We start from the raw sequence: 25,931 nt of genomic DNA, 5'->3' as shown, positions 1-25,931 counted from the left end.
CTCTCCCCCCCTGTTGGTTGTGTGGTTTTTGTCCGCCCTCCCCCCCCCCCCACCCCCCCCCCCCGAACCGTCAGCACAATCCCGCTTCGGGGTGCCCCACGCAACCACCCCAGGCGCAATGTCGCCCCCCCCAGGGCGACGAGCCGCCCCCACAGCAAAAAGCGAACCCCTAACAACTCGCGTACGTTCGATCACGTGCTGAACCGAATCGTCGACCGGCTGCTCGGTCTCCCCGCCGCCAAGGGCCCAGCCCCGGCCGCCGCCAAGGGCCTTCGCATCCCGATGCCCGACGGCGTGCACCTCCTGGCCGACCGCTACACCCCCGCGGGCCTGACGACCGGCCCCGTCGTGCTCATCCGCACCCCCTACGGCCGCACCGGCCCTCTCGCCAAGCTCTTCGGCGAAACCTTCGCCCGGCACGGCCTGCAAACCGTCCTTCAAAGCACCCGCGGCACCTTCGGTTCGGAAGGCGAGTTCCGCCCGTTCCACACCGAACGCGAGGACGGCATCGCCACCGCCGAATGGCTGCGCGCCCAGCCCTGGTGCGACGGACGCGTCGCCATGGCGGGCGCGAGCTACCTCGGCCACACCCAATGGGCGGTCGGCCCGTATCTCGACCCTCCGCTGGAAGCCATGTGCCTCGCGATCACCGCGTCCGAATTCGTCAGCACGTTCTATCCGGGCGGGGTGCTCGCGGCGGACAACATGGTGTCCTGGTCGGCCATGATCGGGAAACAGGAGGAGCGGTTCGCCGCGCTGCCGAACCCATTGCAGAAGCGGCGCACGCGCAACGCGATGGCCTACCTGCCAATCGCGGGCGCGGATGTGGCGGCGATCGGCAAACCGGTGCAGTTCCTGCAGGACGTCACCGAGCACGCGGATCCGGACGACGATTTCTGGCAGATGTCCGACCACAGCGCCGAAGTCGCGAAGCTCGGCGTGCCGGTCAGCATGGTCACCGGCTGGTACGACCTGTTCATCCGCACGCAGCTGCGGGACTTCCGCACGCTGCAGGACGCCGGAAAATCGCCGCGGATCACGATCGGGCCGTGGGCGCACGGCGACCCGGCCAGCTTCCCCGTGCTGATCCAGGACCAGCTCGGCTTCCTGCGCGCGCATCTCGCCGACGACCGCACTCAGCTGCAGCGTTCGCCGGTGCGGATTTTCTTGCAGCAGGCGTCCACTTGGCTTGATTTCGACCATTGGCCGCCCGCTTCCGAGCCCACGCACGCCCACCTGCGCCCGGTCGGCGGCCTCGGCGAAACGGTGCCCGGCGAGGCGCTGCCGACGCCGTTCACCTACGACCCGGCGGACCCGACCCCGGCCGTCGGCGGGCCGCTGCTGATGGGAAAGAACAAGCAGCGCGACAATTCCGCGGTCGAGGCGCGCGACGACGTGCTGGTGTTCACCGGCGAGCCGCTGCTGCACGACGTCGACGTGATCGGCGACGTGTCCGCCACTGTGTACGTGCGGACCGAACTGGCCGACGCCGATGTGTACGTGCGGCTGTGCGACGTCGATCCCAGCGGTATCTCGCGCAACGTAACCGACGGCATCCTGCGGCTGCGCCCCGGCGTGCCCGAAGCTGATGCCGACGGTGTGGTGCGCGCCGAGGTGGAACTCGACCCGACCGCCTACCGGTTCCGCCGCGCGCACCGGTTGCGCGTTCAGATCGCGGGCGGCGCGTTCCCGCGATTCGCGCGCAATCACGGTACGGGAGAACGGGTTTCGTCCGCGGTGCGCGGCACGCCGAACCGGTTCGAGGTGTTCCACGACGCGACCCGGCCGTCGCGGGTCACGCTGCCGGTCTTTACTCCGTGACCACGCGCTGATGCGTCGTCAGCCTGCCGTCGTCGTGCAGCACGTGCAACAGCAGCGACGGCGGGCTGACGAAGTCCAGCGGCCCGCCTTCGGCCCAGCCGCGACCCGAGCCGGGTTCCACCGGCAGCAGTGATCCGGACACCACACCCGGCGCGATCCGCACCGGCACGCCCGCGAACTCCGTCGCCGCGCCGGTGTGCACGTGCCCGCACAGCAACGCCGCCACGCCGGGGTGCCGCTGCAGCACGGCGGCGAGGCGGTCTTCGCCGGTTTGGCGGATCGCGTCCACCAGCGTCACGCCGACGTCGAGCGGCGGGTGATGGAACGCAACGAACGACGGGCCGTCGTGACCGGCGAGAGTGTCGTCCAGCCAGGCGAGCGTCTCATCGGCGAGGTAACCGGCCCCTTTGCCCGGGATCGTCGAATCGCACGACACGAGCAGCACCCCGGCCACCTCGGTCGCGGAGTTCACCGGAGCGTCGCTGGCCGGTTCCCCCAGCAGCGCCTCGCGAAACTGCTCTCGGACGTCGTGGTTGCCGGGGCAGACCACCACTGGCACCGAGAGGTCCAGCAGTTCGGCCGCGCGACGGTATTCCTCGGGCAGGCCGTGATCGGCGATGTCACCGGTGGCGAACACGGCGTCGACCGGCTTTTCGAGGTTGCGCAGGTACCTCGTCACCGCGGCGGCCCGTGCGTCCGCGCGCTCGCCGCCGTCGAGGTGGATGTCGGACAAATGCGCGAAAACCCGCACCGGATCAGCTCTCCTTCAAGTACGCCAAGGCTTTCACCCAGTTCCGCACGAGCAGCGCGGACGCGCCGGGCAGGTCGTTCGCCCGCAGCGCCGCCGCGATCTCGCGGTGTTCGGCCACGCTCTCCGCCACACGGTCCCGCCCGCCGAAGTATGCCGTCTCGTAGCGTTTGAGCAATGGCTTCGTCTGCTCGATCAAACGCAGCAGATGCGGGTTGTCGCAGCGGGACGTGAGCAGTGCGTGCCAGCGGTCGTCCGCCGCGGTCACGTCGGCGGAATCGGCCAGCTCGTCGGAAATCCGGTCGAGCGCGTCCGGGAGCGAGGCGAGCTCGAGCGGCGACGTCCAGCGCAGCGCGAGCGCTTCCAGTTCGGCGACCAGCGGGTACAGCCGGCGCGCCTCCTGCGGGTCGAGCGGCGCGACCAGGAATCCGCGCCCCGGCGCGGCGACGAGCAGTCCCCGGTCGGCCAGCCCGATCAGCGCCTCGCGCAACGGGGTCCGCGACACGCCCAGCTCGCTGGCCAGGTGGACCTCGTTGACGCGGGTGTCCGCGGGGAGCCGTCCGTCGAGTACGCGCGCGGTGATCTCTTCGAAAAGTTCACCACGCATGAGTCTCTTGACCATGCCGGAGAGTATTGCACACAGATCGCCTGTACTGTATTCAGTTCATATGGCCAGCACTTTCGATGTCGAGCGCGCAAGGTACGAAACGCCCGGATGCGTCGGAGTCACGCACTTCAACAACGCCGGCTCTGCCCTGCCGCCCGCGCGCGTCACCGACACCGTGATCGACTACCTGCGCACCGAATCCCTGCTCGGCGGCTACGAAGCGGCCGAACAGGCCAAGGACCGCATCGAAGGCGTGTACACCTCGGTCGCGCGCCTGCTCAACGCCGCTCCCGACGACATCGCGCTCAGCGACAACGCGACCCGCTCGTGGCAAGCGATCTTCTACGCGCTGCCCTTCGGCCCGGGCGACCGAATCCTCACCGCGCGCGCCGAATACGCCAGCAACGCCATCGCCTACCTCCAGATCGCGCGCCGGACCGGCGCGACCGTCGAGGTCGTGGACAACGACGAAACCGGCCAGCTCGACGTCGAAGACCTGCGCCGCCGGATCGACTCCGACGTCAAGCTCATCGCGGTGACCCACGTGCCGACGCAGGGCGGTTTGGTGAACCCCGCCGAGGAAATCGGCGCCGTCGCGCGCGAAGCGGGCATTCCATTCCTGCTCGACGCGTGCCAGTCGGCCGGTCAGCTGGACCTCGACGTCGAACGCATCGGCTGCGACGCGCTGACCTCCACCGGTCGCAAGTACCTGCGCGGCCCCCGCGGCACCGGCTTCCTGTACGTGCACCCGCGGCTGCGCGACCGCCTCGAACCGGCGATGCTCGACCTGCACTCGGCCCAATGGACCTCCCCCACTGAGTACGTGGTCGACCCGACCGCGAAGCGATTCGAGGTGTGGGAACGCGATTACGCCGCCGTGCTCGGCCTCGGCGCGGCAGTGGACTACGCGATGGAATGGGGCCTGCCCGCGATCGAAGACCGAGTCGCCGCACTGGCCGCGACGCTGCGTTCCCGCCTGGCCGACCTGGACCGAGTCACCGTGCACGACGCGGGCGCGCGCAAGTGCGGCCTCGTGACGTTCAGCGTCGACGGAGTGCCCGCGGACGAAATCAAGGACCGACTGAACGCGGCGAAGATCAACACGAGCGTCGCGCACCCGTCGTCGGCGCAATACGACTTCACCGAGCGCCGCCTGCCGGACCTGGTGCGCGCTTCGGTGCACTACTACAACACCGAGGAGGAAATCGACCGGCTGATCGGCGAGGTCGCCGCGCTCGCGCGCTGAGGTCGCTGAGGACCACTCGTTCGGAGCAGTATCCAGCACCGCCGAAGCCGCCTCTTGTCTCGCGTACACCCGCGGAGTGCGCTGCGGCCGGGCCTGTCGAGGGGGCAGGCCCGACGGGGCAAGCGGAGGGACGAGAAGGCCTCCTGGGCCGGGACCGATGGGGGAGTCCTGGCTCAGGGGGCTTTCTCTTGCGCCAGGAAGCTAAGCGCGCGTCAGCTTGTGCACGCGGTAGCTCTCGTAGGCGAAATCGGCTTTGGCCGCCAGTGACGCGACCAGGTTGTTCGCCGCGAACCGCTTTTCCAGGTCGTATCCGGCCTTTTCGGCCGCGCTCGAACTCACCAGATAGCAGCGCCCCACGGGCTTGAGCAGCCGCGGAAGCAAGTCGACGAACGCATTGGTGGCGACCAGTCCTGGGTCGAACAGCGCTTCGGTCAAGGCGCCTACGTCTGCCGAAACCGGGAGCAGCGGCGGATTGGCGATGACGAGATCGAACGTCTCCCCCGGTTCGACCGTCTCCTCGACCGTGCCGATCCAGCCGCGCACCCGGTCGGCCACGCCGTTCAGCCGGGCGTTGCCCTCCGCGCAAGCGATCGCCGGAGCGGAGATGTCCACCAGGACCGCTTCGGCGGCACCGTGCGTCGCGGCGAGGATGCCCAGCGCCCCGCTCCCGGCGAACGCTTCGAGCACGCGCTCGCCGGGCCGGAAATCCACGGCGTCCAGCAGGAGCGGCGAAACGTTGGTCAGCGCCGGGCAGAACACGCCCTCGGTCAGCCGCAGCCGGATCCCGCCGAATTCGCAGGCGAACGGATACTCGAGCCGCTCGTGTTTGGCGACAAGCGCCCGGGCCGGGGCAAGATCACAAGGCTCCGCGAGCTCGCGAATCGACGTCCGCACGGCCGGGGGAAACGATCTTGGCAGTTCTCGCGCCATGCTCGCTCAGCAATTCTGGAGTAGCGACCGGAAGCTCGCGCATGCGGTGACCGTGCGTGAGCGACCGGGAGCCTACTCGGTGCCGAGCGCCGCCTTACGTCCGGCTCGCGCCCGCCTCTTCGGCTTCGTTCTCCAGCGTGTCGATGTAGCGTTCCACCTTGGGCATGACGAGCCCGGTGCGCTGCTTCACCTGGTCGTACATGGTGTTGACCAATTCCGCGGCCTCCGCCGGAGTGAGCGGGTCCTCCCGGATCACGGTGAAGCCGTAATCCTCCGGATCCACCTCGCCCTCCAATTCGCCGGGCAGCATTTTTTCCAGCAAATCAGCACCTCCGTCCGTCGTCCAGGATACCAAGATCACAAAAAGAGCACGGGAGAAATTCCCAGCGCCAGCGATTTGAGCTGAGTCCGCACCAGCGGCGAGTCGATCAGATTGTGCTGCGCCGACAGTTTCGGCTGCGACGAACTGAGCGTCACGCAGCCCAGCGCCTCGCCGGACTCCGACTTGACCACCAAACCGATCACCTGGGCGTAGGTGTGCGAAAGTTTCAGCGCGTCGGCCCGTTCCAGATTGTGCGTCAACGCGGGCGAATGCGTTTTCCAGACATGCGCGTTGCGGTCCCGCAGCGCTCGCTTGTAGGCCGGGTCGTCGATGCTGAGAGTGACGAATTCCGCCTGGTCGTTGTTCAGCACGCACAGCCCGACGAGACCGCGCCCCTTCTTGAAGGTGACCCCGCTCGGCATACGCCTGACCAGCCCGAACGCCACTGCTCGCTGGAAGGCGGGACGGATCACCCACCCGCCGAACCTCCGGAACGGCTTCCAGCCGACGACCCTCTTCAACGCGCGCCTGAGCCGGTACGGGAGCAGCCGCCGGTACCACCGGGGCACGACCCACACGTGCACGACCAGGCTGAGCACCTCCTCGGAAAGGTGCTTGTCCTTGACCACGTTGATCAGGGTCTGCTGCGCCCACCCCACGATCTGCTCTTTGCGCCACTCCCGCGGGCCGGAAATCCATTTCTGCACGGAATTCACCCGCTGGACGAGCGTGGCGCAGGTGAGGACGACCGACGAGCTGATCGAACCGAGGGTCGGATGGGCGAAACTGCCGGTGAGCGAAACGAAAGCCGCCGCCACCACCACGAGAACCGCGATCAAGACCGCGATTTTCATCCGCCTCGCCCCCTCGTGCCGCGGGCCGTTGCCCCAACCGCCCGACGTTCGCAGACTGACAGCCTCCTGGTCGGGATGCGCTCGCGTGCTGTTACGCCCCGGCAGGAGACCGCTCCGGCTCGTGACGGTTTCGAAACGTTTCCGGCAGGCGAGACAAAACCGCCGGACCCGCGCGCTCAAGATCGGCAACGCCGTTTCGCGCGGTATTTCCGAAATCCTCGCTTGATCCATTCCGCGCCGCCGGTAAGCTCTCCGGCATCGACACCTCGCGCGCACCCCAGCCGACCGCTTTCGTGTCGTATTCCCACGATTCCGACGAGCACAAGGCACACGTGCTCGAGTTCTGCACCCGGCTGCGGGAACAGGGCGTCGACGTCACGCTCGACCAGTGGGACGACGACGGCCGCCGGGATTGGTCGCTGTGGGCGCTGGAAAACATGGATCACGAATACGTCCTCGTGATCGCTTCGCCCGCCTACAAGCGCCGTGCCGAAGGCAAAGCACCCCCAGACGAAGGTCGCGGGGCGCAGTGGGAGGGCGCGATCCTGCGGGACCGGCTCACCCAGAACCGGCCGTACTGGACCCGCCGGATCCTTCCGGTCGTCCTGCCCGGCGGATCGGTCGGCGACATCCCGGCGTTCCTCACTCCCTTCAGCACGACCCACTATCTGCTGCCCGATCTCACCCCCGGCGGATTGGCGTACCTCCTCAGCTCGCTGTACGGCCTCGGCTTGCCCAAACCTCCGCTCGGCCGCTTCGACGGCCCCCACGCACTGCCGCGCATCGTCGCCGCCGATCGCGAGTCGCTGCGCGCGCGAACTCTCCAGCCGGTCGACCGGTCGAAGCTCCTCAACGACGCCCGGACGGTCCGCACGACCCGTTCCGCCGTCGACGGCCGAGAGCAAGCGCTCGCGCTCACCGGCGCTGGCGGGATCGGCAAAAGCGTCTTGCTGGGTCAGCTGCTCGACCGGTTCGAGACCGAGTTCGCGGAAGGCGCGGCAGTCCTTGTCGTGGCCGCCAGCGTCCAGCCCGGCGCACTCGACGGAGACCTCGCCGAGGTCGACCGTGCGCTGGGAATGGCTGCGGACCGCGCACTCGGCCAGGGCGGGCTCATCGCCTTGCTGAGAGTCCTGCGGGCCGCGCACGGGAAAGCGACGCTAGTGCTGGACACTCTCGACCTGCTGGTCGAGCCGGCCACGCTCACCGGGCTGGCCGCGATACTCGCCGAGGCCCTCGAGATCGGCGAAGTGGTTTTCACCTGCCGTACTCACGAATTCGAGCACTACCTGCGCGACACCGAACGCAGTGCGCCGCGATTGGCGGGACGGCTCACCGAGTTCGTGCTGCCGCTGCTCGAACCGGCCGAGATCGTGGACTGGGCGCGGCGGTTCCTGGCCGGACAGGACGGCGACGACGACCACGCGGCGTTCCTCCAGTCGCTCCAGGGCGGGGTCGCCGAGGACGGCCCGTTGCGGCACGTGTGCGCCCTTCCGGTCCGGCTGGCGCTGACCTGCCGCACGTTCGGCGCGCTGGGCCGGGTGCCCGAGGACCTGACCGTCACCGGCCTCTACCAGGCGTACTGGAACACCCGGGTGCGGGAGCACGCGGGAATCGCCGGAAGCCCGGAAGGCGACCGCAAGGAACAGGCGGCGCTGCGGGTCGCGGCCAAGGTCGTCACTGACGCGGGCGCGGTTCGGCTCCGAGTGCCGAAAGGCTTGCTCGAAGACGCCGACCTGCGGGGGCTTCGCCTGCTGGACAGCGAGGGGGTGCTCCGCGACCGGGACACGTCGTGGGAGTTCTTCCACCAGACTTTCGCTGAATACGCCCACGGCAGATGGCTTCTCCTGCGCGGCGCCGATTCAGCCGAGGTCGCGACGCTGATGGCGCGGCTGACGACCCGCGGCAGCCCGCTGTGGCCAGTGGCCAGAACCTTGTTGCTGCAAGCCGGGTCCGCCGAGGAGTACCAGGAACTCGACGCCCTGCTCCCCTCGGAACTGGCCGAAGCCGCGGTGGTCCGGGTACTGGCTGCCCTGCAGCGCGACGAGCCCGAAGCGGTGCGCGGCGTGCTGGACGGCGTCGTCGATCAGCCCGCCCTCCTGCGCGAGACGTTGCCGGTGCTGGTCGACGTGCCGCCGAGACACCGTCCGGTCGTCTTCCGGCACGCGCTCCAGGTGCTGCGCCAGTACCCCAAAACGCTGGGAGATCCGGCGATCCGGGCGCTCGTCCCGCTCATGTCCCGGACGAACCCGGTCGAATGGTTCAGCGACGCCGTCGCCGCGGTGTTCGAGGTGAAAGGCGAACTCGGCGACGCCGCGACCGACGGAGCCCACGAACGGCTGGTGCTGCGGCTGGCCACCGGGCCGATGCCCGCCGAAATCCACCGCCTGCTGCGGGAGCGCTACCGAGCGTTCGGACCGCTGGGCCGGCGCGCGTGCCTCTACGGATACGCGGTCGCCCCCGCGCCGGAAGACGAGGTCAGCAAGATCGCTGAGATCGCTTTGCGCTCCGCGCGACCGCCCTTGCCGGACGACGACCTCGTCGCGTTCATGCTCGCCCTCTGGCGGTCGGAAAAGGTCCGCACCGCACGGGGTTGGACAGACTGGCGGGACATGCTGGCCGAACCGCTGCCCGCGGAATGGAACAACGGCCAGATCAAACTGGCGGTCCGGCTGGCGCTCGACGAACCGCCGATCGCGGACGAGGTGGTCGACGACGCGCTAGCCGGTTCGATCCGTTCCCCTGAACCGCACATCTCCGTCCTGGAGCAGTTCGCCGCCGAACGCCCCGCCTGGACCGCGCGGCGACTGCTCGCCGCCAAGCTTCCCCAGAACCGGGTAGCCGTCAACGCGATCGGCCGATGCGCGGCAGTCCTCGCCACCGGCGTCGACGCCGGTACCCGGTCCCGGCTCGGCTCCTGGCTGGAACCGGCGAAAAACCTGGTCCCGCGGACCATCTGGCCAGCGCTGGCCGTGCTGGCCGCCGACGACGAGTCGCGGCATCGCGCCTTGCTCGCCGAAGCCACCGCCGAGGAACTGCTTCCCGCGGTCAGAGAGGGGCTGACCAGCGCTTGGATCAGCGGAACCCCGCGCCCGCTGCTGGACCGGCTGGCCCGCGACCTGCGCGCGGTGATTTCTGCCCAGGACACCGACACCATGGAGCAATTGCGCGCCCGTCTTGAAGGGCGCTTGGCCGACAGCGACGAGACCGCCAGAAAGTGGATCGCCAACTGCCTGCTGACTGGCCACAGCCCCGCCGTGGCCGGGACCGCCGTCAAAACCATCGTGACGACGATCACCGACTTCCCCGCGGAGTTCGTCGCCTGGCTCGGCCCACTGCTTGACACCCCGCACACCGACGCCGCCACGCGGCTGGCCGAATTCCTCTCCCAGCCGGAACTCCCCGCCCTGCCCGCGGACTTGCCAGCCCGCTGCCTGCACCGGCTCCAGACCGCGGCAGGCAACGGAGAAGCGGCCACCCTTCAACGAGCCCTGCTGACCCTGCTGATCCGGCTCGACGACGCAACGGCACTCCCGGCGGAAACCGTGCTCGCCGTACACACCGTCGTGCGCGGCCGACTGCCGCTCGACCCGCGAGAACCGGCCACCCACGACCACTCCGCCGCGTTCCGCGATCTCGTGACGCTCTCCGGAACCCTGATGGCCCGGCGGCTCAGCGGCGAGCAGACCCGCTCCCTGCTGACCGACGTGCTCAGCACCCTGGACCCCGCCCGCCTGGGCAAGAAACTCCCCACCGCGATGCGCGCACTGATCCGAAGCCTGGCCGGCCGGGACCCGCGCGCCCTGCCGTGGCTGGAGGAGATCTTCGGCCTGCCGGACACGTCGGCCGCGGTGCGCCAGGCAATCGCGGAGACCTTCCTGCTTCTGGACGGCACAGCGGCGGACGGCCGGGCTGCGCGCCTGGCGGGGCATCCGGAGTGTCCGGCTGAGGTGGCGACGTTTATCGCGGCCCGGATCGCGTCGTGAGGGGCGGGACGGCTGCGGACCTCGGCCCCGCACAGCAAAACCCCATCCGGTGAAACCTCTACCGGATGGGGTCAGGCCAGCCACGGTGGGCGCAGCAGGGATCGAACCTGCGACCGCTCGGGTGTAAACCGAGTGCTCTCCCGCTGAGCTATGCGCCCGCACGCCGGAACGGAGCGACCCCGTCCCGGCGGACGAAAAAAGATCAGGCAGTCAGTTCCTCGACGGCCTTCTTCCACCCAGCCTGGTCGCGCGCCTCGCCCGGCGCGTTGACCTCGGCGAAGCGGACCACGCCTTCGGTGTCGATCAGGAAGGTGCCGCGGACGGCGAGCCCGGCCTGGTCGTTGAAGACGCCGTACTTCTGGGCCACCTCGCCGTGCGGCCAGAAGTCCGACAGCAGCGGGAACTGGTAGCCCTCCTGCTCGGCCCACGCCTTGAGCGAGAACGGCGTGTCGACCGAGACGCCCAGCACCTGGACGCCCTTGCCGTCGTAGTCGCCGAACTCGTCGCGCAGCTGGCACAGCTCGCCGGTGCAGATCCCGCTGAAGGCGAACGGGTAGAACACCAGCAGGACCGGCTTGTCGCCCTTGAACTGCGACAGCGTGACCGGCTGCTTGTTGTAGTCGTTGAGCGTGAAGTCAGGGGCCTGCGAACCGACCTCGACGGCCATACCGGCGATTCCTCTCCAGAGCGGACACGAGCGTGCCCGCCCACCCTATCGCGGCCTCAGCGCTGCTTGGCTTTCGAGGACTTCGGCGACACCAGCCGGGTGCCCAGCCAGCCCGGGCCCACGCTGATGTTCGCCGTCTGGGCGAGCCCGACCTGGGGCACCGCCTCGGCGATGTCGCTGGGCTCGACGTGCCCGGGCTGCCCGGTCTTCGGGGTCAGCACCCAGATCACGCCGTTCTCGTCCAGCGGGCCGCGGGCGTCGACCAGCGCGTCTCCGAGGTCTCCGTCGTTGTCGCGCCACCACAGCAGCACAACGTCGATGACCTCCTGCGCGTCTTCGTCGAGGAGCTCACCGCCGATCGTTTCCTCGATCGCCGCGCGGATGTCGTCGTCGACGTCATCGTCCCAGCCGATCTCCTGGACCACCATGTCCGGCTTGATGCCAAGGCTCTCGGCGACGCCGGCGTTGCCTGCGTCTCCCGCGGCGACCACTGCTTCCACTCCTCCAACTACGACGGAGCGCGGCGGTAGGTCCGCCGCACTCGGATACACGGTTGTCGAACAGCGAACACTGACGCGGCGCTGCGCGCAACCGTCCACACCGGATCTTTGGCAAGTCGTGTCTGCAGCGTAGGGGCTTGCCGCCGCACTGCCCGACTCCGGGTGGCACTCAGTACCCCACCACTGCGGAGCCCTCCCCGGGAGCCTCCTTTAGGGTGGAGAGAGAAAAACGCGCGCGCGATACACCGTGCGCGGGGAGTGGCGAAACTCGGGCGGCCGATGTTACCGGGCAGTACAGGTGACGGGAACCCCAACCGGGACGACCATGGACGTCGGCGAGCACTCCCGCCCACCAGCTACAACGGCTACAACCAGCTACAAGGAGACCCCTTGGCCCCGCAGAACGACGGCGCCTCCGGCAAGGAGACCCCGGCTCGCGTACGCGTCATCCGTGACGGACTCGCTGCGCACCTTCCCGACATCGACCCGGAAGAGACCAGCGAATGGCTGGACTCCTTCGACGAGGCGCTGGCCCGAGGGGGCCAGCAGCGGGCCAGGTACCTGATGCTGCGCATCCTCGAGCGCGCCCGGGAACGCAACGTCGGCGTCCCGGCGCTCACCTCGACCGACTACGTGAACACGATCCCCACCGAGAACGAGCCGTGGTTCCCGGGCGACGAGGAGATCGAGCGCCGCTACCGCCGCTACATCCGCTGGAACGCGGCGATCATGGTGCACCGCGCGCAGCGGCCGGGCGTCGGCGTCGGCGGCCACATCTCCACCTACGCCTCGTCGGCGGCGCTGTACGAGGTCGGCTTCAACCACTTCTTCCGCGGCAAGGACCACTCCGGCGGCGGCGACCAGGTCTTCTTCCAGGGCCACGCCTCTCCCGGCATGTACGCCCGCGCGTTCCTCGAGGGCCGCCTCACCGAGCAGCAGCTCGACGGGTTCCGCCAGGAATTCAGCCACGCGGGCGAGGGCGGCGGCCTCCCGTCGTACCCGCACCCCCGGCTGATGCCGGAGTTCTGGGAGAACCCGACGGTGTCGATGGGGCTCGGCCCGATGAACGCGATCTACCAGGCGCGGTTCAACCGCTACCTGCGCGACCGCGGCATCAAGGACACCTCCGACCAGCACGTCTGGGCGTTCCTCGGCGACGGCGAGATGGACGAGGCCGAATCGCGCGGCCTGATCCACGTGGCCGCGGGCGAGGGACTGGACAACCTGACCTTCGTGATCAACTGCAACCTGCAGCGGCTCGACGGCCCGGTGCGCGGCAACGGCAAGATCATCCAGGAGCTCGAGGCGTACTTCCGCGGCGCGGGCTGGAACGTGATCAAGGTCATCTGGGGCCGCGAGTGGGACTCGCTGCTGCACGCCGACCGCGACGGCGCGCTGGTCAACCTGATGAACGTGACGCCGGACGGCGATTTCCAGACCTACAAGGCCAACGACGGCGCGTTCGTCCGCGAGCACTTCTTCGGCCGCGACCCTCGGACGAAGGACCTGGTCAAGGACCTGTCCGACGCCGACGTCTGGAACCTCAAGCGCGGCGGCCACGACTACCGCAAGGTGTACGCGGCGTACAAGGCGGCCATGGAGCACTCCGGCCAGCCGACGGTGATCCTGGCGCACACGATCAAGGGCTACGGCCTCGGCCCGGCGTTCGAGGGCCGCAACGCCACGCACCAGATGAAGAAGCTCACCCTCGACGACCTCAAGCTGTTCCGCGACACCCAGCGGATCCCGATCAGCGACGAGGAGCTCGAGCGCGATCCGAAGCTGCCGCCGTACTACCACCCGGGCCCGGATTCGCCGGAGATCGAGTACATGCGCGGCCGCCGCAAGGCGCTGGGCGGGTTCCTGCCGGAGCGCCGCCCGAAGACCGCCAAGGCGCTCGTGCTGCCCGGCGACAAGGTCTACGAGGGCGTCCGCAAGGGCTCGGGCAAGCAGGAGGTCGCCACCACGATGGCGATCGTCCGGCTCATCCGCGAGCTGGCGAAGGACTCGGAGATCGGCAAGCGGATCGTCCCGATCATCCCGGACGAGGCGCGCACGTTCGGCCTCGACTCGATGTTCCCGACCGCCAAGATCTACAACCCGCACGGCCAGACCTACACCTCGGTCGACGCGAGCCTGATGCTGGCGTACAAGGAGTCCGAGAAGGGCCAGCTGCTGCACGAGGGCATCAACGAGGCGGGTTCCACCGCGTCGTTCACCGCCGTCGGCACGTCGTACGCGACGCACGGCGAGCCGATGATCCCGATCTACATCTTCTATTCGATGTTCGGGTTCCAGCGCACCGGCGACGGCCTGTACGCGGCGGCGGACCAGATGGCCCGAGGGTTCGTGCTCGGCGCCACCGCCGGCCGCACCACGCTGACCGGCGAGGGCCTGCAGCACGCGGACGGGCACTCGCTGCTGCTGGCGGCGACGAACCCGGCCGTGGTGGCCTACGACCCGGCCTACTCGTTCGAGATCGCGCACATCGTCAAGGACGGTCTGCGCCGGATGTACGGCGAGACCGGCCCGGACGGCAACGGCGAGAACATCTTCTACTACATCACCATCTACAACGAGCCCTACCAGCAGCCGGCCGAGCCGGAGAACCTGGACGTCGACGGCGTGCTCAAGGGCCTCTACCGGTACGCCGACGCGCCCGAGGGCGACGGCCCGGAGGTCCAGGTGCTGGTTTCCGGCGTCACGATGCCGGACGCGCTCAAGGCGCAGAAGATGCTGGCCGAGGAGTGGGGCGTGCGGGCCGCGGTGTGGTCGGCCACGTCGTGGGGCGAACTGCGCCGCGAAGCGGTCGAGATCGACCACGAGAACCTGCTGCACCCGGACCAGACGCCGCGGGTTCCGTACGTCACGCAGAAGCTGGCGGACGTCAGCGGCCCGGTCGTGGCGGTGTCGGACTGGATGCGCGCGGTGCCGGACATGATCCGCCCGTGGGTGCCCACCGACATGCTCACGCTCGGCACCGACGGGTTCGGCTTCTCCGACACCCGCCCGGCCGCGCGGCGCAAGTTCCTGGTGGACGCCGAGTCGATCACCGTCGGCGCGCTGTCCGCGCTCGCCAAGCGCGGCGAGTTCGACCAGGCGAAGGTCGCCGAGGCAGCCCGCCGCTACCGGCTCGACGACGTGGCGGCCGCCGGGCCGCAGACGTCCGACTCCGGCAACGCGTGACCGTCGCTTGACTCAAGGGACCCCTCCAGGACAGTGTCCTGGAGGGGTCCCTGCTTTAAGGTAGACATCGGATGTATCCCGATGTTCTGACGAAAGGTGGTCGAGCGTGACCCAGCGTCGCCTGCCCCGGCCCAGCGAGCTCAAAGAGATCCTGCGGCCGAAGCCGATCGTGCTCAACCCGACCGACCGGCGCCTGGCCGGCGCGCACACGATCGCCGACCTGCGGATGATCGCGCGCAAGCGCACCCCGCGCGCCGCGTTCGACTACACCGACGGCGCGGCCGAGCTCGAGGACAGCCTGCGCCGCGCCCGGCAGGCGTACCGCCGCGTGGAATTCCAGCCCAACGTGCTGCGCGGAGTGTCTGATGTGGACACCAGCAGGGAAATCCTCGGCAAGCGCTCGGCGCTGCCGTTCGCGTTCGCGCCCACCGGGTTCACGCGGATGATGCAGACCGAGGGCGAACGCGCGGTGGCCCGCGTGGCGCAGCGCAACAACATGCCGATGGCGCTTTCGACGATGGGCACCACGTCGATCGAGGACCTCGCGGCGGCCGCTCCGGACGCGCGCAAGTGGTTCCAGCTGTACGTGTGGCGCGACCACGGCGCGGGCGAAGATCTGATGAATCGCGCCTGGGAGAGCGGATACGACACCCTCCTGCTGACCGTCGACACCCCGGTCGCGGGCCAGCGGCTGCGCGACGTCCGCAACGGGCTCACCATCCCGCCCGCGCTCACGCTGAAAACCTTCGTGGACGGCGCGACGCACCCGGCGTGGTGGTTCAACCTGCTGACCACGGAGCCGCTGAACTTCGCGTCGCTCAACCACTTCGGCGGCACCGTCGCGGAACTGCTGGACAAGCTGTTCGACCCGACGCTGAACTTCGACGACCTCGACTGGGTGCGCCGGACCTGGCCGGGGAAGCTGGTGATCAAGGGCGTGCAGAACGTCGACGACGCCCGCGACGTGGTGAAACACGGCGCGGACGCGGTGCTGCTGTCCAACCACGGCGGCCGTCAGCTCGACCGCGCTCCGACGCCGATCGAACTGCTGCCCGCGACGCTGGACGAGATCCAGGACAGCGCCGAGGTGTGGGTCGACACAGGCATCCTGTCCGGCGGCGACATCGTGGCCGCGCTCGCCCGCGGTGCGAACGCGGTGCTGATCGGCCGCGCTTTCCTGTACGGCCTGATGGCCGGCGGCGAGCGCGGCGTGCAGCGGTGCGTAGACATCCTGCGCACCGAGATGATCCGCACGATGCAGCTGCTCGGGGTCCGGCGGGTCGACGACCTGCGCCCCACCCACGCGACGCTCCGCTGAGCCCGAGTCCGGGAAGGGGCTCCGCGTGGGAGTCCCTTCACCGCCGGACTGATGCAGTCGGCGTAATCGCGTATCCAGTGACGCACATCACGTCTCCTGCCCTCGGATAGTCCGAGGGAGGAGACCATGTCCGTCATGCTGAACCGCCGCGCGCTGGCGATGCTGCGCGCGATCGCCGCCGGCCGAGCCGAACTGACCCGCAGCTGTGAACCGGACCTGAGGGTCGACGGCCTGCCGTGCTGTGACCAGACGACCGCACACGACCTCGTCCGGGAAGGCTTGGTCCGCCCGGCGTCCGCACTGGGCGGCGCGGTCGGGCAGTGGACGCCGGCCGAGCTGACCCCGGACGGGCAGCTCGCGCTCGGCGTCTGAGGTCAGCGCGCCGCGGCGACGGCCTTCGAGCCGGCCACCGCGGTGCGCGCCGACCGGTTCCAGGTGATCCAGCCGTGGACGACCAGCGCGGCGAAGACGAGGTAGATCGCGGCCGAGAAATACAGGCCGGAGCGAATCTGCAACGGCACGCCGATCGCGTCGACCACCAGCCACACGCCCCAGAACTCCACGAGCCCGACCCCCTGCGCCGCGAACGCGACCAGCGTCCCGACGAAAATCGCGGCGTCCGGCCACGGCGCCCACGAGGCGTTGAGCGCCTGGAGCGTCAGCGCCATCGCGACCGTGCCCAGCCCGAACGCGGCGAGCATCGCGGCCCGCTCGGTCCACCGCCCCTTGCGCACGACGACGCCGTACACCGGATCCGTCCGGCGATTCCAGGCCCACCAGCCGTACAGCGAGATGAGCAGGATCGCGACCTGCCGCCCGGCGAGGCCGCCGAGATGCGCGGACGCGTAAACGGCGAAGAGCAGGACGGTCGCGCCGACCTGCACCGGCCAGGTCCACAGCGTCCGCCGCTGCGCGAGGAACACGACCGCGAGCGCGAACAGCTGCCCGGCCAGCTCGGCGATCGAGATCCACTGGCCGAACACGGTCACGCCGTGGTGCAACAGGAAGTCCACGTCGGCACCCCTTCCGATCTACGCCTCCCAACATGCAACACGGAGCGGCCATTCCCGCGCCGATGTGAGACGGGAGACAGTCCCGGTGAGTGGACGCCCGGAGGGTTGGGGGCTGGCGGGTGGAGAGGGGTCGGGGTGCTGGAACAACGCGGCCTCTCGACCAATGCGATCCGCCGACCGGGCAAAGGTCGTCAGCGAAGCTGATCGCGCCCCACAAAGCCAGGCGAATCGACGTCCGCGCTGTCGAACCGATGCGGCCCTCGATCGCCCCGGACCGCCGATCGGGCGGAGGCCGTCGGCGGAACTGCTGGCCCGGCTCTGGCCAGCAACCCGGCGCACAAACCGAAGGGCGCGTTGCCCACGCAACACGCCCTCTCGATCAGCCCAATCCTTAAGCCGCCCGGGCAATCGGCCGACCGACCCCCAGCAGCCCGGGCAGGCAAACCGAGGGCCGCGTTGCCGGAGCAACACAGCCCTTCGACCAACTCGATCCACCGACCGGGCAAACACCATCAGCGAAGCCACAGACCCGGCCTCGGCCAGCAAACCCGGCGCACAAACCGAGGGGCTGCGCTGCCAAAGCAACACAGCCCCTCCGATCAGCCCGTTCCGCCGACCGGGCAAACCATCAGCGAAGCCACTGACCCCCGATCCCGGCCAGGAAACCCGGTGCACAGACCGGGGGCTGCACTGCCCAAGCAACGCGACCCCTCCGATCAACCCGACCCACCGATCGAGCAAACGCCATCAGCGAACCCACCGACCCCGACTCCAGACCAACCCCCGCGCACAAAACGAGGGGCCGCGCTGCCCGAAGCAACGCGGCCCCTCGATGAACCCAATCCACCGACCGGGCAAAGGCCGTCAGCGAAGCCACTGACCCGACTCCGGCCAGCAGCACGGCCCAGGCGCCAGCGAACGTCCGCAGCTCAGCCCGCGAACCTCACCGGCGAACGCCCCTACTCAGTCCTCACCGCTCCACGCGGCCGAAACCGGCGGGCGGGGTCGGCGGCTCCGGCGGGCGGCCGCCGTCCGCGGGCATCTGGCGGGTCGGGTCGCCGGGTTGCGGGAGGCTGCCCGACTGGGACTGCGGGTAGCTTTGCGTCCGGGTCTGCCCGGCGTGCGCGTGCTGGCCGCTCACCTGGGTCGGCTGGCCCTTCGAGCCGTCCGCGGAACCCGAGCCGAGCTGGCCCTGCAGGTTGGCCAGCCAGCCGTCCCAGCGTTGCTGGGCCGGTTTGATCAGGCCGCCGCCGAAGCCGACCACGATCACGCCGCCCGCGGTCGCCAGCACGGCGATCAGCAGCGGGCCGGTCACCGTCGTCGCGATGTTCACCTGGCCCAGCGCCGCGATGATGCCGAACGCCATCACCAGCCAGTACGCGACCGTGCTGAGCAGCCGTCCGGCCGAGCGGCCCGACAGCGCGCCCGCGACGACGTCCCGCACGACCTTCGCGATCGCCGCGGCCACGATGATCAGCACCACCGCGACGAGGATCCTCGGCAGGAACGCGATGATGTCGTTGAGCAGCTGGCTCACCGGGTTCGACTGCCCGAACACCCCGAACGCCAGCTGCAGCGCGATCAGCAGAATGAAGTAGTAGACGAGTTTCACGAGCACCGTGGTGGCGTCGAGATTCGCGCCCTTCACCATTCCGGTCAGCCCGGTCTTCTCGACCAGCCGCGTGAAACCGAGTTTTCCGAGAACGAGCCCGAGGGCTTTGGACACGGCTTTCGCGATCAGCCAGCCGATCAAGAGGATGATCAGAAAACCCACGAGTTTCGGGACGAACGTGGCCACCAGATTCCAGGCCTGTCCGAGTCCGTCCTTGAGTTGTTCACCCACGCTGGCTCCCTTCGCCGCGGTTCGACGTGGATTCCGGCACCGTCCTGTCGCACCGGGTCGCAGGACAGGTACCCACTGCACCCGAGTGCTGTGCACCACGATCGAGTGAGACGACTGGCGCGGGAAGATCAAGCACCGCCATACTTGTCGTACCGGTGGGGACCGGGGAGACGAGGCCGCTCGGCGCAGCGAAAACCGCAAGCGCCGGGCGGCCTCGAACATTTTCCGCTCTTTATTGCCGCGTACCCAGGCCTGCCGAGACGAATGGGGTTCGGGTTTTCTCCGGCGTTCATCTGGCCTTCATGTTCCGGCGATTGGCGGACCGCCGGAGGATTTGCGCGCCGACCAGGGCGTGGTCGCGGAGAGAGCCGGACGGGAATCCCGAAGAGGCGTGGTCCGTGGGGTGCGAATTCGCGGTGCCGGGCAGTCGGCGACAGCGAATTGCGCGGATGCGCCGGATAGCCGCGGCCCGGCAATAGCCGGGTGGACAAGTGAGTGGGCGAAGGTCTTTAGCCGGTCCCGCGGCGAACGTGCGGGACAGCGGCGGCGCGAGGGCGGCATTCACGCAACTCACCCAGTGCCGCTAACCCACGTGGGTGGGGGCCGCCGTCGCCGCCGTCCCTCACCGGACCACCGCCTCCACCGAGAGTAGAAGCTTCCGGCCCCCGAACGAGCAACGGCGGGCCGCGGCCTCAGCCACGACCCGCCGTATGGGCTCCCCTGTCAGGCAGCGCTGAGCGCGTCCCGCAGCTTCACCTTCGCGCCGGTGCGCATCACGGCGTTGCGGTAGATCCGCGCGGCCAGCCAGATCAGCGCCGGGATGAGCGCGATCACCAGGCCGACCGACAGCACCGCCTCCCACACCGGCACCCCGCCCATCGCCAGCCGCATCGGCATCAGCGTCGGCGCGAACACCGGGATCAGCGACAGCACCTCGGCCAGCGGGCTGCCCGGATTCGACGGCAGGATCGAAATGCCCACCACGTACCCGGCGACCACGAACATCAGCGCGGGCATCGTCGCGCCGCCCACGTCCTCCTGCCGCGAAACCAGCGCGCCGAGTGCGGCGAACACGATCGAATACATGAAGAACCCGAGCAGGTACCAGACGATCAGCCAGATCACGGTGCCGACGGCGGCGTTCACCGAGATCGTCAGCACCCCGAACCCGAGCCCGGCCGCCACGCCCGCCACGCCGATCGCCAGCATCTGGATCAGCCCGACGACGCCGATGCCGAGCACCTTCCCGGCCATCAGCTGCCACGGTTTGATCGTCGAGAGCAGCAGTTCGACCACCCGGGAAGTCTTCTCCTCGACGACGCCCTGGGCCACGCTCTGCCCGTTGAGCATCAGCGAGAGGTAGATCAGGATGCCCGCGATGATGCCGAGCACCAGCTGCTGGCCGTTGTAGTCGTAGGGCTTCTCGAGCGGCGGCAGTTCGTCGATCGTCGCCGCGGCGGCCGCCTGGCGCACCTTCGCCGGATCGCCGCCGAGGGACTCGATCTGCTGGTTGAGCACCAGCTGGCTTTCAAGCACGGTGAAGGTGTTCTTGAGCTTCGCGTCCAAGTCCTTTTTCACCTGGACGTGCACTCGCTTCGAGTCCTGTACCAGCAGCGCGTCGATCGAGCCGTCCCGCAGCTTGTCCTGGCCGGCCTTCTCGTCGGGCACCTGCTGCGTCGCGACGGTCTGGCCGATCGACTTCGCCGTCGCGGTCAGCGGCTCGGCCAGCTGAGAGGCCGCGGGCACGTAGCCGACCGTCGCGTCGGCGCTCCCGCCGCCGTTGAAGAGCTTGAAGACGAGCGCCAGCCCGACGACGATGATCACCATCACCAGCGTCGTGACGCGGTAGGCCTTGGAATTGACCCGCGTGCTGATCTCCCGTCCGGCCACGAGGCCGACGGCGGACAGCGGGCTCATCTGGACATCAGACCCGGTCATGCCGCGGCCTCCTGGTGCTCGGACACGACAGAACGGAACAACTCGGTCAGGGACGGCAGCTTCCGGGCGAATTCCCGCACCGGGCCGGTCGCCAGCGCGGCGCGCAGCACGGCCTGGTCGTCCGCGCCGTCGGCCAGCTCCAGTTCGGTCACCGTTCCCTTACGGCCGATCACGGTCACCCCGGACAGCCCGGCCGCCCAGTTTTCCGGAGCCTCCGGCGCGTCCACGAGCAGCCGGGTCGTGCCGCCCGCGCGCAGTTCCGCCACCGTGCCGGACGCTTCCATCCGTCCACTCCGGACAATTCCGATCCGGTCGCACAGCCGTTCCACCAAATCCAGCTGGTGGCTGGAAAAAACGACCGGAACGCCCTCGGCCGCTTTCTCTTTCAGCACGTCGCTCATCACGTCGACGGCCACCGGGTCCAGCCCGGAAAACGGTTCGTCCAGCACGAGAATCCGCGGTTCGTGCACCAGCGCGGCGGCCAGCTGCACGCGCTGCTGGTTGCCGAGGCTGAGCTTCTGCACCTCGTCGTCGCGGCGCGCGGCCACGCCGAGGCGTTCGGTCCACCGCTCGCTCGACGCCTTGGCCTCGGCGGCGGGCATTCCGTGCAGCCGGGCCAGATAGGTGAGCTGTTCGCCGACCTTCATTTTGGGGTAAAGCCCGCGTTCCTCCGGCATGTAGCCGATCTGCCTGCGCGTTTCGTGCGTGATCGGCTCGCCCGCGTACCGCACCTGGCCCGCGTCGGCGCTCAGCACCCCGAGCGCGATGCGCATGGTGGTCGTTTTGCCCGCCCCGTTGCTGCCGACGAATCCGAAAAGCTCCCCAGGACGCACGTCGAACGTCATGTTCTCGAGCGCCACCACGGCGCCGTACCGTTTGGAGATCCCGTCGATCTCCAGTCCGGGCTCTGGCATGGCCCGTCCCCCTGTTCTCTTTTCTCCCGGGGTGATCCCCTGCCACCCCACCCGGGATCCTAGGCACTTCGGCCGGGCGCCGCCCACCACCTGGGGTCGCCGCCGTGTCCGCCTAAAGTTGCAGGCCGCGGGCGGCACGTAGGATCGGACGCGACATGGCCGACACCACAGGACGCCCCGCGCGCAAACACCACGGGCTGTCCGCGAAAACCCTGCGCAGCCTGGAGCACGCCTCCGGGCGGCTGGCGAGCGCGAGCGTCGCGGAAATGGAACGCCGCCTGGTCTGGTTCGCGCGGCTTCCCGCCGACCAGCGCGCCAGCGTGCTGCTGATCACGCAGACCGGGGCCAGCGGATTCGTCGCGTGGCTGCGGGATTCGAAAGAAGCGCTGAAGCTCACCACCGAAGCGTTCCGCGACGCCCCGACCGAAGTGTCGCGCTGGATCAGCCTGCGCCAGGCCGTCGCGATGGTGCGGCTCGCGATTGAGGTATTCGAGGAACAGCTTCCCGAATTCGCCGCGTCGGAAGCCGAACGTGCCGCGTTGATCGAAGGAATTCTGCGCTACGGCAGGGAAATCGCTTTCGCCGCGGCCAATTCCTACGCCGCCGCGGCCGAAGCCCGCGGCGCGTGGGACGCCCGGTTAGAAGCGCTTGTGGTGGACGGAATCGTCCGCGGCGACGCCGAAGAATCCGTCCTGTCCCGGGCCGCGGCACTGGGCTGGGACCCCGCCGCGGCAGCGACGGTGCTGGTGGGAAATCCGCCCTCGGACGACCCGCCGACGGTGGTTTTCGACGTCCGGGCCCGCGCCGCGCGCGTCGGCCGCGCGGTGCTGCTGTCGGTGCAGGGCTCGCGGCTGGTGATCGTGATCGGCGGCCCCACCGAGGGCGGGCCGAAAGAACGCGAAATCCTCGCCCGGATGTCGACGGTGTTCGCCGACGGTCCGGTGGTTGCCGGTCCGACCGTGCCGACGCTGGCCGAAGCGCACCACAGCGCGGCCGAGGCGTTGTCCGGGTTGCGCGCGGTGGTCGGCTGGCCCGCCGCGCCGCGTCCGGTGCGCTCCGACGACCTGCTCCCCGAACGCGCGCTCTCCGGCGACCCCGGCGCGGAACGGCTGCTGGTCGATCTGGTGGCCCGGCCGCTGGAAGAGGCGGGGGCGGCGTTGCAACGCACGGTCGAGACCTATCTGGACACTGGCGGAGTGCTGGAACGCTGCGCGCAAACGCTGTTCGTGCACCCGAACACGGTCCGGTACCGGCTGCGCAAAGCCGCCGAACTCACCGGCCGCAACCCGACCGACGCACGCGACGCGCTGGTGCTGCGGGTCGCGCTCACGGTCGGCAGGCTCGCCCGGGCTCGCGGGCTCTGGTGACTGCCCCGATGCGGTTTTCCCGGTAGCCGTCGCAGGGAGTTCCGCGGCGGGGGTCGTCCGGGCAGGTAGCGGGTGGCGTGGCCGAGCGATCCGCCGCAGCCAAGCGCCCAAGGCAGCACTGCTCCGTGACCACTGCGCGCGGCCTGCTCCGGCGAGCGGAGCACCGGCTTGACCCGACAGCGCCCGCGGCCTGCCGCAGCTGTCCGTGAAGAACCTCGACCGCACCGGACCCCGCCGACGTCCGGCCCACGCCCGGTTCCGCCGCGCGGCGGAGTGCGCCGGGGCGCGACGGGTGACAGACTTCACGGCAAGCGCTGGTTGAATCCCACAAGGCTGATGGGTTAAGGGCCGGGTTCTCCGGCGGGTCTTTGGAGGTTTCCTCCAATAACGCCGCGCGGACTTGGTGACCGCCCGCAGCCAAAGCCCGACCGGTCCCGTGGTCTCATAGACAGCGTGACAGTTGCAGTCCTCTCCCCCGGCCAGGGTTCCCAAACCCCCGGCATGCTCGCTCCGTGGCTCGAGCTCGACGGCGCTCGCGCGCGCGTCGAAGAGTGGTCCGCCCGCTGCGGGCTCGACCTGATCCGGCTCGGCACGGAAGCCGGGGCCGAGGAGATCCAGGACACCGCTGTCGCGCAACCGCTGATCGTCGCGCTGTCCCTGCTGTCCTTCGAGCACCTGCCGGCGCCCGACGACGCGCCGGTCGCCGGCCACTCCGTCGGCGAGCTGGCCGCGGCCGCGATCGCCGGCGTGCTCTCCCCCGCCGACGCGGTCGCGCTCGCCGCGGTCCGCGGTGCCGAGATGGCCAAGGCCTGCGCGCTCGAACCGACGTCGATGGCCGCGGTGATGCTCGGCGATCCCGAGGAAGTCGCCGCGTGGCTGGAAAGCCAGGGCCTCGCCGCCGCGAACCGCAACGGGGCCGGGCAGATCGTCGCCTCCGGTGCCGCCGACGCGATCGAGCGGATCGTCGCCGAGCCGATGGAGGGCACGAAGATCCGCGCCCTCAAGGTGGCCGGCGCCTTCCACACGCCCTACATGGCCCCCGCGGAAGACGCCCTGCGCGAGCACGCCGCCGGTCTCTCCCCGGCCGACCCGACGCGCCCGCTGCTGTCCAATGCCGACGGTCAGGTCGTCACGAGCGGCGCGGAGTACCTGCGCAGGCTCGTCGCGCAGGTGACCCGCCCGGTCCGCTGGGACCTCACCATGGACGGGCTCGCCGCGCTCGGCGTGGACCGCACCGTCGAACTGGCGCCCGCGGGCACCCTGACCGGACTGGTCAAGCGGCAGCTCAAGGGCGTCGTCACCACTACCACCGCGCTGAAATCGCCCGCCGAGCTGGCGGCGCTGCGCGAGGAGGACGCCCAGTGACCGCCCGCCCTGCCCTGCGCCTCGCCCAGGGCGCCCCCGCCGCCCGCATCCTCGGCTTCGGCAGCCACCAGCCGGACCGGATCGTCACCAACGACGACCTGTCGCAGGTCATGGACACCAGCGACCAGTGGATCCGCGACCGCGTCGGCATCATCGAGCGGCGGTTCGGCGAGAAGGACGAGGTGCTGGTCGACTACGCCGTCGCCGCCGGGACCAACGCGCTCGCCGACGCGGGCGTCGACCCGTCCGAAGTGGACACGGTCATCGTGCCCAACTGCACCATGCCGTCCCAGATCCCGAACGCGGCCGGGCAGGTCGCCGCGCGGATCGGCGTCCCGGCCCCCGGCGCGTTCGACCTCAACGCCGCGTGCGCCGGATTCTGCTACGGCCTCGGCGTCGCCTCCGACCTCGTCCGCGCGGGCTCGGCGAAGAAGGTCCTCGTGATCGGCGCGGAGAAGCTCACCGACGTCGTGGACCCGACCGACCGCGCGAACGCGATCATCTTCGCCGACGGCGCGGGTGCCGCGGTGGTCGGCGGATCCGACGAACCGGGCATCGGCCCGGTGGTGTGGGGCAGCGCCGGCGACCTCGTCGACCTGATCTACATGCGCGACCACCGCTGGATCTACCAGGAGGGCCAGTCGGTCTTCCGCTGGGCGACCACGCAGATCGCGCCGATCGCGCTGCGCGCGCTGGAAGCCGCCGGGCTGCGACCGTCCGATGTGGACGTGCTGGCCCCGCACCAGGCGAACCTCCGGATCGTCGAGTCCATCGCCAAGAAGCTGCGCGCCAAGGGCGCGCGCGAGGACATGGTGGTGGCCGACGACATCAAGTACTCGGGCAACACCTCGTCCGCCTCGATCCCGATGGCGCTGGACCACATGCGCAAGGCGGGAACGGCGAAAAGCGGCGACGTGGTGCTGGCGGTCGGCTTCGGAGCCGGGCTTTCCTATGCCGCGCAGGCGTTCGTCCTGCCCTGAGCGATACTTCCCCCGCGGGCGCCGTGCCCGCGAGCGGACCCCGCAGAAGAACCGAGAAGGGAACAACACCGATGGCTGACAACACTGAGATTCTCGCCGGCCTCGCCGAGATCGTCGAAGAGGTCGCCGGCGTGGCTCAGGACGACGTCACCGAGGAGAAGTCGTTCGTGGACGACCTGGACATCGACTCGCTGTCGATGGTCGAGATCGCCGTGCAGGCCGAGGACAAGTTCGGCGTCAAGATCCCGGACGACGAGCTGGCCAACCTGAAGACCGTCGGCGACGCGGTGAACTACGTGTCCGCCAACTCGAAGTAAGTCCTCTTCGTA

21 protein-coding genes and 1 tRNA gene are annotated in these 25,931 nt (G+C 69.6%); 10 read left to right on the top strand and 12 right to left on the bottom strand.

The features are described 5' to 3' along the window. Nucleotides 1-195 precede the first annotated feature (195 nt). Nucleotides 196-1,821 carry a CocE/NonD family hydrolase gene (locus tag ACZ63D_RS42700; protein WP_465360032.1) on the top strand — a complete coding sequence of 542 codons (1,626 nt, stop codon included), beginning with the start codon at nucleotides 196-198 and terminating at the stop codon, nucleotides 1,819-1,821. Here the strand turns inward: ACZ63D_RS42700 and ACZ63D_RS42695 are convergent. Beyond that, a complete protein-coding gene (locus ACZ63D_RS42695) occupies nucleotides 1,811-2,572 on the bottom strand; it encodes a metallophosphoesterase (protein WP_465360031.1) in 762 nt (253 codons plus the stop codon). The genes ACZ63D_RS42700 and ACZ63D_RS42695 overlap by 11 nt on opposite strands. Before the next feature lie 4 nt (nucleotides 2,573-2,576). Then, nucleotides 2,577-3,191: a GntR family transcriptional regulator gene (locus tag ACZ63D_RS42690; protein WP_465360030.1), complete on the bottom strand. Its 615-nt coding sequence runs from the start codon at nucleotides 3,189-3,191 to the stop codon at nucleotides 2,577-2,579. 46 nt (nucleotides 3,192-3,237) lie between these two features. Here ACZ63D_RS42690 and ACZ63D_RS42685 point away from each other — a divergent pair, with 46 nt between their 5' ends. Next, nucleotides 3,238-4,422 (top strand): aminotransferase class V-fold PLP-dependent enzyme, encoded by a 1,185-nt coding sequence (locus tag ACZ63D_RS42685; protein ID WP_465360029.1) that lies wholly within the window; start codon nucleotides 3,238-3,240, stop codon nucleotides 4,420-4,422. Nucleotides 4,423-4,623: 201 nt separating this feature from the next. Here the strand turns inward: ACZ63D_RS42685 and ACZ63D_RS42680 are convergent, their stop codons facing one another. The 3 genes from ACZ63D_RS42680 to ACZ63D_RS42670 form a co-directional block, all read right to left on the bottom strand. Then, on the bottom strand, nucleotides 4,624-5,352 hold the full coding sequence (locus tag ACZ63D_RS42680) for a methyltransferase (protein ID WP_465360028.1): 729 nt from the start codon (nucleotides 5,350-5,352) through the stop codon (nucleotides 4,624-4,626). A 94-nt stretch (nucleotides 5,353-5,446) separates the two neighbouring features. Continuing rightward, nucleotides 5,447-5,674 carry a hypothetical protein gene (locus ACZ63D_RS42675; protein WP_465360027.1) on the bottom strand — a complete coding sequence of 76 codons (228 nt, stop codon included), beginning with the start codon at nucleotides 5,672-5,674 and terminating at the stop codon, nucleotides 5,447-5,449. Between the two features lie 35 nt (nucleotides 5,675-5,709). Continuing rightward, entirely contained in the window at nucleotides 5,710-6,528 is an 819-nt protein-coding gene (locus tag ACZ63D_RS42670; RefSeq protein WP_465360026.1) for a hypothetical protein, read from the bottom strand. A gap of 293 nt (nucleotides 6,529-6,821) precedes the next feature. Between ACZ63D_RS42670 and ACZ63D_RS42665 the strand changes: the two genes are divergently transcribed. Then, complete coding sequence (locus tag ACZ63D_RS42665) at nucleotides 6,822-10,511, top strand: TIR domain-containing protein (protein WP_465360025.1); 3,690 nt, start codon at nucleotides 6,822-6,824, stop codon at nucleotides 10,509-10,511. Between the two features lie 86 nt (nucleotides 10,512-10,597). Here ACZ63D_RS42665 and ACZ63D_RS42660 read toward each other — a convergent pair. From ACZ63D_RS42660 to ACZ63D_RS42650, 3 genes are all read right to left on the bottom strand, one after another. Continuing rightward, nucleotides 10,598-10,669: transfer RNA gene (locus ACZ63D_RS42660), tRNA-Val, on the bottom strand. A gap of 44 nt (nucleotides 10,670-10,713) precedes the next feature. Then, nucleotides 10,714-11,178, bottom strand: coding sequence for a peroxiredoxin (locus ACZ63D_RS42655; RefSeq protein ID WP_037362700.1), 465 nt, complete (start codon nucleotides 11,176-11,178; stop codon nucleotides 10,714-10,716). Between the two features lie 56 nt (nucleotides 11,179-11,234). Beyond that, nucleotides 11,235-11,669, bottom strand: a complete 435-nt coding sequence (locus ACZ63D_RS42650; protein ID WP_452081535.1) for a DUF3052 domain-containing protein — start codon at nucleotides 11,667-11,669, stop codon at nucleotides 11,235-11,237. 399 nt (nucleotides 11,670-12,068) lie between these two features. Here ACZ63D_RS42650 and aceE point away from each other — a divergent pair, with 399 nt between their 5' ends. The 3 genes from aceE (at nucleotide 12,069) to ACZ63D_RS42635 (ending at nucleotide 16,554) form a co-directional block, all read left to right on the top strand. Next, on the top strand, nucleotides 12,069-14,864 hold the full coding sequence (gene aceE / locus ACZ63D_RS42645) for a pyruvate dehydrogenase (acetyl-transferring), homodimeric type (RefSeq protein WP_465360024.1): 2,796 nt from the start codon (nucleotides 12,069-12,071) through the stop codon (nucleotides 14,862-14,864). A 106-nt stretch (nucleotides 14,865-14,970) separates the two neighbouring features. Next, the gene (locus tag ACZ63D_RS42640; protein ID WP_465360023.1) at nucleotides 14,971-16,182 is read left to right on the top strand and encodes an alpha-hydroxy acid oxidase; all 1,212 of its coding nucleotides are present in this window, start codon (nucleotides 14,971-14,973) and stop codon (nucleotides 16,180-16,182) included. A 126-nt stretch (nucleotides 16,183-16,308) separates the two neighbouring features. After that, a complete protein-coding gene (locus ACZ63D_RS42635) occupies nucleotides 16,309-16,554 on the top strand; it encodes a hypothetical protein (RefSeq protein WP_465360022.1) in 246 nt (81 codons plus the stop codon). Nucleotides 16,555-16,556: 2 nt separating this feature from the next. Here the strand turns inward: ACZ63D_RS42635 and ACZ63D_RS42630 are convergent, their stop codons facing one another. From ACZ63D_RS42630 to ACZ63D_RS42615, 4 genes are all read right to left on the bottom strand, one after another. Further along, the gene (locus ACZ63D_RS42630; RefSeq protein WP_465360021.1) at nucleotides 16,557-17,195 is read right to left on the bottom strand and encodes a nicotinamide mononucleotide transporter family protein; all 639 of its coding nucleotides are present in this window, start codon (nucleotides 17,193-17,195) and stop codon (nucleotides 16,557-16,559) included. 970 nt (nucleotides 17,196-18,165) lie between these two features. Then, entirely contained in the window at nucleotides 18,166-19,038 is an 873-nt protein-coding gene (locus ACZ63D_RS42625; protein WP_465360020.1) for a mechanosensitive ion channel family protein, read from the bottom strand. Nucleotides 19,039-19,761: 723 nt separating this feature from the next. Beyond that, nucleotides 19,762-20,976: an ABC transporter permease gene (locus tag ACZ63D_RS42620; RefSeq protein WP_465360019.1), complete on the bottom strand. Its 1,215-nt coding sequence runs from the start codon at nucleotides 20,974-20,976 to the stop codon at nucleotides 19,762-19,764. Further along, complete coding sequence (locus ACZ63D_RS42615) at nucleotides 20,973-21,890, bottom strand: ABC transporter ATP-binding protein (RefSeq protein ID WP_465360018.1); 918 nt, start codon at nucleotides 21,888-21,890, stop codon at nucleotides 20,973-20,975. Before ACZ63D_RS42615 ends, ACZ63D_RS42620 begins: the two co-directional genes overlap by 4 nt. A 155-nt stretch (nucleotides 21,891-22,045) precedes the next feature. On the opposite strand from ACZ63D_RS42615, the gene ACZ63D_RS42610 reads away from it, so the two are divergent. From ACZ63D_RS42610 to ACZ63D_RS42595, 4 genes are all read left to right on the top strand, one after another. Further along, nucleotides 22,046-23,257, top strand: a complete 1,212-nt coding sequence (locus tag ACZ63D_RS42610) for a PucR family transcriptional regulator (RefSeq protein WP_037820487.1) — start codon at nucleotides 22,046-22,048, stop codon at nucleotides 23,255-23,257. Between the two features lie 453 nt (nucleotides 23,258-23,710). Then, nucleotides 23,711-24,622 (top strand): ACP S-malonyltransferase, encoded by a 912-nt coding sequence (locus tag ACZ63D_RS42605; RefSeq protein ID WP_465360017.1) that lies wholly within the window; start codon nucleotides 23,711-23,713, stop codon nucleotides 24,620-24,622. Continuing rightward, a complete protein-coding gene (locus tag ACZ63D_RS42600) occupies nucleotides 24,619-25,602 on the top strand; it encodes a beta-ketoacyl-ACP synthase III (protein WP_465360016.1) in 984 nt (327 codons plus the stop codon). The genes ACZ63D_RS42605 and ACZ63D_RS42600 overlap by 4 nt, the downstream gene beginning before the upstream one ends. A 71-nt stretch (nucleotides 25,603-25,673) precedes the next feature. Next, the gene (locus tag ACZ63D_RS42595; RefSeq protein WP_009074690.1) at nucleotides 25,674-25,919 is read left to right on the top strand and encodes an acyl carrier protein; all 246 of its coding nucleotides are present in this window, start codon (nucleotides 25,674-25,676) and stop codon (nucleotides 25,917-25,919) included. The last annotated feature ends 12 nt before the right edge of the window (nucleotides 25,920-25,931 follow it).

This window comes from Amycolatopsis sp. NPDC104775 (assembly GCF_055583325.1).
The sequence above is the reverse complement of the archived record's forward strand: the minus strand, read 5'-3'. Positions and strand labels throughout refer to the sequence as shown.